Below are 6,708 nucleotides of genomic sequence, written 5' to 3' on the forward strand. Positions count from 1 at the left end.
TCCCGTGGCCGCGACCCGACCACCCTACGGGCCGTCCTCAGAAGGCGGATCCTTTACCGAAGTAGGCCTTGCAGCCGGCGTTGTCCTCGGTGGCGATCTCCAGCACGTTCCGGCCGTCGTCGACCGGCAGCAGCGTCGAGGAGTAGTTGGGGCAGAAGTGGTTCCGGATCCCGGTGATGTGCACCGGAGCAGGCAGTTCGTACCAGTGGCCGCTGCCGAAGTCGTCGTTCGCGAGCAGGACCTGGCCGTTCTGCGGCTGCGGGACGCCCTTCGCGTCGGTGTAGATCTGCCCGACCATGACGATCCGGACGCCGTTCGGGCCGCCGGGGAACAGCGTGATCGTCTGCGCGTGCTGGAAGTAGTTGCCGGTGGCGGTGTCGACGCGGGTGCCGGGGTCGGCGGGATCGCCCCAGTTGGCGCCGTCGGCGGAGATCTTGAAGTAGGGGTCGCAGTAACGGTCGCGGAAGTTGCAGATCTCGTAGGCGAAGTAGTAGCGGCCGTCGGGCAGCCGCCGGATGATCGGCATCCCCGGGCGGACGCGGTCCGGCGGGATCGCCATGGTGAGCTGCTTGGTGCCCCAGTTCACCCCGTCGGTCGAGGCGACCCGGTTGAGCACCTGCGCGTACTTCGGCGCCTGCGTCTCGTCGGCGAAGTGGAGCCAGAGCGTGCCGCCGGCGTCGACGGTGAACTCGGGCTCCCAGATGCCGTCGATGTTGTGCGACCGCGCGGCCTCGGACAGGAAGCTCCACGACCGGCCGCCGTCCTTGCTGGCCCAGACGCGGATCCCGATGCGGCGCTGCGGCCCGGCGTCCTGCCGGTAGGAGGCGGCCCACAGCAGTGTGCCCGCGCGGAGCCGGCCGACGCGTTCCGGCAGCTCGTAGACGGTGCCGCAGCACATGCCGGACCGGCCGTCGGGGTCGCGGATCGCGCCGATCTCGTGGAACGAGTCGCCTTCGTCGGTGCTCTCCAGGACGGGCGTGTACTTGCCGTCGGCGTCTTGGCTGGTCAGGGTGGCGACGATGCGCCCGTTCCCCAGCCGGATCAAGCGCGCGTAGGCGCCGAAGCCGGGGATGAGCTGCTTGCGTTCGGCGGCGCTCGCGGGCGTCAGCAGGGAGGCGACGGCCGCGAGCGTCAGCAGGAAGACCAGCGAACGGCGCACCTCGACCCCCTCCACACGGTGACCGCGCGATTACAACACGGGTGGGCGACGGCCACCGGGCGCATTCACGCGTTCGGGTAACGCTGCCGCGCTCGGCGCCGAAAGATCACGGGGAGGGGAAAACATGAAGATCCGGCTGGGTGGCCTGCTGCTGCTCGTGGCGCTGACGTCGGCGTGCGCGCCCGCGACCGGCTACGGCGAGATCATCGATTCGGTGGCTCCTCCGGCCACGCCGTCGTCCACCGCGCCCGCCACCGCGCCCGCGGAGCCGCGTGAGGTGCCGGCGGAGACGCACACGGGCACGGGGAGCGGCGAGTTCCAGACGACGTGGCCGGCCGACCAGCTGGGCTTCTTCACGTTCGAATGCCCGAAGTGCACGTCCAACGTGATCGTCGACACGGATGGCGGCGAGCACGGCCTGGTCAACGCGATCGGCGCGTACAAGGGCACGAAGTGGCTGAACACGGACCCGCGCCGCCCGGTGAAGCACGTGACGGTCCACGCGAACGCCCCCTGGACGGCGACGATCGCGGACCACCGCAGCGTGGCGACGATCGACGCGGGCAAGGAAGCCTCGGGCAAGGGCGACGCGGTGGTCCGGCTGCCGGCGGGCGTGGCGAAGATCCGGTTCACGGCGAAGACCCGCGGCGCCATCGGGCTCTGGGTGATGTCACCGGAGGACCGCGACCTGATCTTGAATCAGATCGGCGACCTGCAGGTGGAGCGGGACGTCCACGGGCCGGCGTACCTGCAGGTGGAGGGCTACGAGGCGAGCTGGACGCTGACGCCGTCCTGAGCGGGCACCCGGCGACCGGGTGCCCGCGGCGGCGTCACGTTGGTCGTCGCTGGCTGTTGTCATCTGTACCGGATTTGTACCCGTCGGGTCAGCTCTCGTGAACGATGCCCAACTAGCGGTCCGAGCTGTGCGCCGACCTGATAACGATCAAGAGCTCACTCGCAGGAAAGATCAAGAGTTCTCGAATCGACCATGATTGGCGAGTGGTCGCAATTTGCTCTACAGTGCCTTCTGTGAGTGCTGATGCAGGCAAGAAGAATGAACGATACGGCAAGATCTCCCAGGTTTTTACTCCTGCGGCTCCCGTTGGGTCGGTTGAGCTCTTCGCGGGCAGGAACGCGGAGATCATGAAAGTCGTCAATGTTCTTAATCAGCCTGGCGAGCATGTGGTCCTCTATGGTGAGCGCGGTGTTGGGAAGACGTCCATCGCTAACGTGATCGCCGACATCATAATGCACCGCGGCGGGGGCTACGAAGCTCTTTCGGTGCGGGTGAACTGTAATACTAATGATAACTTCAAAACAATCTGGAGAAAAGTCTTTCGCGAACTTGGAATCGAAATTCCAGATGAGTGGAAGTATGCCTCTCCAGATCCAGATGATTTGCGGTACATGCTGTCAAAGGTCGACCCGCCGAAGCTGATAGTACTGGATGAATTCGACCGAATCGAAGATGATGAAGCCTTGTCTTTGATGGCCGACACCATTAAGGCGCTGTCTGATCACCGGACGGCCAGTAAGCTCGTTATCGTAGGGGTCGCAGATTCGATCGATCAACTCATTGGCGAGCATGAGTCGATTCAGCGCGGCATATCAGAAGTACACGTTCCTCGTATGGATTACGAAGACTGCGTTCGAATTGTTGTCGGGGGCCTGGAGAAGCTTGACCTTGCGATCGTCGATGCGGCGCAAACCCGCATTGCCCGGCTTTCCGAAGGACTTCCTCATTACGTTCATTGGCTGGCGCAAAAAGCCGCCCAGCGTGCGGTAGCGGATGATCGTACCGTTCTAACTGTACTAGACGTTGAGGCGGCAACGGAGGAATCGACTAAACGACACTCGTTGGTTAAAGAGTATCAAACGGCGATACAGAGTCCTCGTCGAAACAATCTATTTTCGCGAGTGCTTGCTTCGTGTGCGCTTGCGGAGAAGAACCTGCTGGGTCAGTTTACTTCCAGTGCGGTTCGTGAGCCAATGTCGCGAATTATGGGGCGGCGATACGAAATTCCTGCTTTTGCTCGACATTTGGCAGAGTTTACCGAAGAAGAACACGGTTCCGTTCTGAAAAAAGAAGGTAGTGAAAGGAAATACACCTACCGATTCAGGAACCCGCTGATGCAGCCATTCGCCATTATGGCTGCACTTTCGGAGGGTGTAATACCGGAGGAGTATAAGGCTGAGCTTTTTGGGGCCTGACTCTGAGTGGGTGGCCTCTCGGCATCTCGTCGACCTGGCGCAGCCCGATCACGTCGGGTCAAGGGGGCACCTTCCGCTGGCCGTGACTGAGCTCCGAAACCGCCCCCTTGACGCGGCGTGATAGCCCTCCGGGAGGTTGACGAGATGCCGCCTGGCCAACCACGGACGCAACGTGCGGGCCCTGCTGGCCATCTCGGAGACCTGCCCGTCCGGCGAGGACATCTCTTCTCGGATCTGCGGCTTACCCGAACCCTTCGGCCCACTCGCCCCGGCCGACTCGCGGGGGACCGGCCGCCAGGCCGCACGCCCCCGCGAGGGCTTGGCCGGGGCAAAGAGCTGGGGCCGAGCGGCCCCGGAGGGGCCGCCTTGATCCTGTAGAGAAAGTTCTCACCAAGCCTCCGCCTCACGGGCTGCGGCTCAACCGAGGAGAGCTCGAAGCGCTGCGGCGTCGCTGGCGAGTTGCGCAGGGTCGATCTGGGACTCGTCGCCACTCTGAGGCAGCAGCGGGAACGGCCTCCCCGGAGCAGGGTCCTCGACGAAACGCGGGAGTAGGTGCGTGTGGAGATGCGGGACGGTGTTCCCCAGCGTCTCGTAGTTCATCTTCAGCGGCCGGTAGAACGTGGCCAGCGCCTTCGCCACGGTCAACGTCGCCTTCCAGTAGGCCTGCGCCTCCGACTCGCTCAGCTCGAACGGCTCGACGACGTAACGCCCGCGCCAGATCACGAGCGTGTACCCGCGCTGGATGTCGGCTCGCTGGAGCACGGCGTCCACATCGGCCGTCTCGAAGATCCGGATCCCGTAGGTGTCTTCGTCCAAGCGCTTCGACTGGCACATCTCACAGGCTTCGCCGCTGATCCGGTTAGCCCAGTTGCCCGGCCACTCGCTCGTCATGGCTGAATGTCGCCTTCGTTCCACTCGTAGATGAACTCGTGCTTGTCGCCCGCGTGGACGTCGGCGGCCCGCCAACCTCGTGTTCACCCGGGGTGACGGCCGCCCGATCCACCGGTCCGACTGGTCGTACATCTGGCGCCCGGCCGTGAAGGCTGCGGGCCTGCCGGAGGGCTTCGGCCTGCGTGACCTGCGGCACTACTTCGCCACGGTGCTGATCTTCGGCGGAGCGAACGTCAAGGCCGTTCAGCTCGCCATGGGCCACACCACGCCCACGGTGACGCTCAACACCTACGTCGGCTACTGGCCGGACGCGGTGGACCAGACGAGGGCGCTCGTGGACTCCGCGCTCCGTTGTACCGGGGTTGTACCCACGGGCACCTGAAACCAGATACCCGCAGGTCAGAGCCCATGAATCACCGGTAGTTGGTGAACTGCAGCGCGATCTCGAAGTCCTTGCCCTTCAGCAAGGCGATCACGTCCTGCAGTTGGTCCTTCTTCTTGCCCGACACCCGGAGCTGGTCGCCCTGGATTTGGGCCTGGACGCCCTTGGGGCCTTCGTCGCGGATGAACTTGGCGATCTGCTTCGCCTTGTCCGAGGCGATGCCCTGCAGGATCTTGCCGGAGATCTTGTAGATCTTGCCCGACAGCGCCGGCTCGCCGGCTTCGAAGGCCTTCAGGGAGATGCTGCGCTTGATCAGCTTCTCCTTGAACACCTCGACCGCGGCCAGGGCGCGCTCCTCGGTCTCGGACTCGATCGTCAGCGCCTCCTCGCCCGACCAGTTGATCGTGGTGCCGGTGCCGCGGAAGTCGAACCGGGTGCCCAGCTCCTTGCTCGCCTGGTTGAGCGCGTTGTCCACCTCCTGGCGGTCGACCTTGCTCACGACGTCGAAAGACGGATCCGCCACGTGTCCTCACACCTCGTACTCGCTTGTCAGGGGCCACCCAGCCTAGCCCCTGTCACCCGACGGGTATCCCGGTTGACCCCTGCTCGGGGGCGTTGGGTAAGCTTCTCCCCGGCCGGTGAGACCGGCCTGGGCGGGTTACCCGAGTGGCCAAAGGGGACTGGCTGTAAACCAGTTGGCTTACGCCTACGGGGGTTCGAATCCCTCACCCGCCACGCTCGAACGAAAGAGAGCCCTGTCGCTGACAGGGCTCTCTTTCGTTGTACCCGACCGGGTTCAGGTTCCCTGTGGCACGCGGATCACGTCGCCGGGGTGGATGACGTTCGGGTTGGGGATCGTGGCCGGGTTGGCCGCCACCAGGCGGTGGTAGAGGTTGCCCGAGCCGTAGTACGTGGCCGCGATGCCCCACAGCGTCTCTCCGGATGCCACCACGTGCTCCAGGTAACTGTGGTAGCCCGGGACGATCTTCGGGCCCCAGACCACCGGGACGACCACTTTCCCCAATTCCGAGCCGTCCTTGGGCGATTCGTGGAAAACGTCCACGAACAGCCGGTCCAGTGTGAAACTCGCGCTGGTGACGTCGACGGTGATCTGGAACTGGCCGTGGCCGCCCGCGCCGTCGCCGGCCAGGAACGTGCCGGTCACCTCGTCGTGGCCCTCGTGGATGCGGTAGTTGAAGTTCGCCTCGAACGCTCCGCCGGCCACTCCGGCCACCTGGATCACGTTGCCCACCAAGTCGTACGCGTGCGGTTGCTGCAGATAGATCGTCACTGCTCACCCTTCCGATCCGATTCGGCAAAGACAATTGATCGGTATTCGGGGGGCGCGCGCTAGAGGAATTGGTCACCGATCGCGGAACGGCCGGTTTCCCGCGGGAAGGGAAACCGGCCGTCCGGGGCGGCGGCGCTCGGGGTTACGCCGCCTGGGAAACCGGCGTCGAAGCCGGGGTCAATGCGAGGTCCAGGACCTCGCGGACGTTCGCCACCGGGTGAACGTCCAGCTGGGCCAGCACCTCCGCCGGGACGTCGTCCAGGTCCGGCTCGTTGCGCTGGGGGATGATCACCGTCTTCATCCCCGCCCGGTGGGCCGCCAGCAGCTTCTGCTTGACGCCGCCGATCGGGAGGACGCGGCCGGTCAGGGACACCTCGCCCGTCATCGCCACGTCCGCGCGGACCACGCGGCCGGACAGCAGCGAGGCCAGGGCCGTCGTCATCGTGATGCCCGCCGACGGGCCGTCCTTCGGGACCGCGCCCGCCGGGACGTGGACGTGGATGCCGCGGTTGCGCAGGTCGCCCACCGGCAGCTCCAGCTCCGCGCCGTGCGACCTGAGGTAGGACAGCGCGATCTGCACCGACTCCTTCATCACGTCGCCGAGCTGGCCGGTCAGCTGCAGCCCGGACGCGCCGGACTCCTGGTCCGCCAGCGACGCCTCGATGTACAGGACGTCACCGCCGGCACCCGTCACCGCCAGGCCCGTCGCCACGCCCGGCGTCGCCGTGCGCTGGGTCGACGCCGGCAGCGACGACTCCGGGATGTGCCGCGGGC

Annotated in this window: 8 protein-coding genes and 1 tRNA gene; 4 read left to right on the plus strand and 5 right to left on the minus strand. The window is 65.4% G+C overall.

The features are described from left to right. Positions 1–37: 37 nt before the first annotated feature. Positions 38–1,159: a sialidase family protein gene (locus CCN39_RS20345; protein WP_208630276.1), complete on the minus strand. Its 1,122-nt coding sequence runs from the start codon at positions 1,157–1,159 to the stop codon at positions 38–40. A 124-nt stretch (positions 1,160–1,283) separates the two neighbouring features. Here CCN39_RS20345 and CCN39_RS20350 point away from each other — a divergent pair, with 124 nt between their 5' ends. Then, on the plus strand, positions 1,284–1,955 hold the full coding sequence (locus CCN39_RS20350; RefSeq protein WP_086844265.1) for a hypothetical protein: 672 nt from the start codon (positions 1,284–1,286) through the stop codon (positions 1,953–1,955). A gap of 233 nt (positions 1,956–2,188) precedes the next feature. Beyond that, complete coding sequence (locus tag CCN39_RS20355) at positions 2,189–3,370, plus strand: AAA family ATPase (protein ID WP_143264090.1); 1,182 nt, start codon at positions 2,189–2,191, stop codon at positions 3,368–3,370. 417 nt (positions 3,371–3,787) lie between these two features. Here the strand turns inward: CCN39_RS20355 and CCN39_RS20360 are convergent, their stop codons facing one another. Next, a complete protein-coding gene (locus CCN39_RS20360) occupies positions 3,788–4,261 on the minus strand; it encodes an HIT family protein (protein ID WP_208630277.1) in 474 nt (157 codons plus the stop codon). A 79-nt stretch (positions 4,262–4,340) separates the two neighbouring features. On the opposite strand from CCN39_RS20360, the gene CCN39_RS20365 reads away from it, so the two are divergent. Further along, entirely contained in the window at positions 4,341–4,643 is a 303-nt protein-coding gene (locus tag CCN39_RS20365; RefSeq protein WP_244210879.1) for a tyrosine-type recombinase/integrase, read from the plus strand. A 31-nt stretch (positions 4,644–4,674) separates the two neighbouring features. Here the strand turns inward: CCN39_RS20365 and CCN39_RS20370 are convergent, their stop codons facing one another. Next, positions 4,675–5,166 carry a YajQ family cyclic di-GMP-binding protein gene (locus CCN39_RS20370; RefSeq protein ID WP_086844269.1) on the minus strand — a complete coding sequence of 164 codons (492 nt, stop codon included), beginning with the start codon at positions 5,164–5,166 and terminating at the stop codon, positions 4,675–4,677. Between the two features lie 129 nt (positions 5,167–5,295). Between CCN39_RS20370 and CCN39_RS20375 the strand changes: the two genes are divergently transcribed. Beyond that, positions 5,296–5,378 (plus strand) — tRNA-Tyr (locus tag CCN39_RS20375). Positions 5,379–5,439: 61 nt separating this feature from the next. Here the strand turns inward: CCN39_RS20375 and CCN39_RS20380 are convergent. Beyond that, positions 5,440–5,934, minus strand: a complete 495-nt coding sequence (locus CCN39_RS20380) for a Gmad2 immunoglobulin-like domain-containing protein (RefSeq protein WP_086844271.1) — start codon at positions 5,932–5,934, stop codon at positions 5,440–5,442. 142 nt (positions 5,935–6,076) lie between these two features. Beyond that, positions 6,077–6,708, minus strand: a 632-nt coding sequence (locus tag CCN39_RS20385) for a S16 family serine protease (protein ID WP_279629584.1), incomplete at its 5' end; no start/stop codon positions are given.

This window comes from Amycolatopsis kentuckyensis (assembly GCF_002155975.1).
GTDB lineage: Bacteria > Actinomycetota > Actinomycetes > Mycobacteriales > Pseudonocardiaceae > Amycolatopsis > Amycolatopsis kentuckyensis.

Excerpts from the sequence above, each read along its gene's own strand:
- CCN39_RS20350 (WP_086844265.1), top strand. The coding sequence starts at position 1,284 with ATGAAGATCCGGCTGGGTGGCCTGCTGCTGCTCGTGGCGCTGACGTCG.
- CCN39_RS20360 (WP_208630277.1), bottom strand. The coding sequence starts at position 4,261 with ATGACGAGCGAGTGGCCGGGCAACTGGGCTAACCGGATCAGCGGCGAA.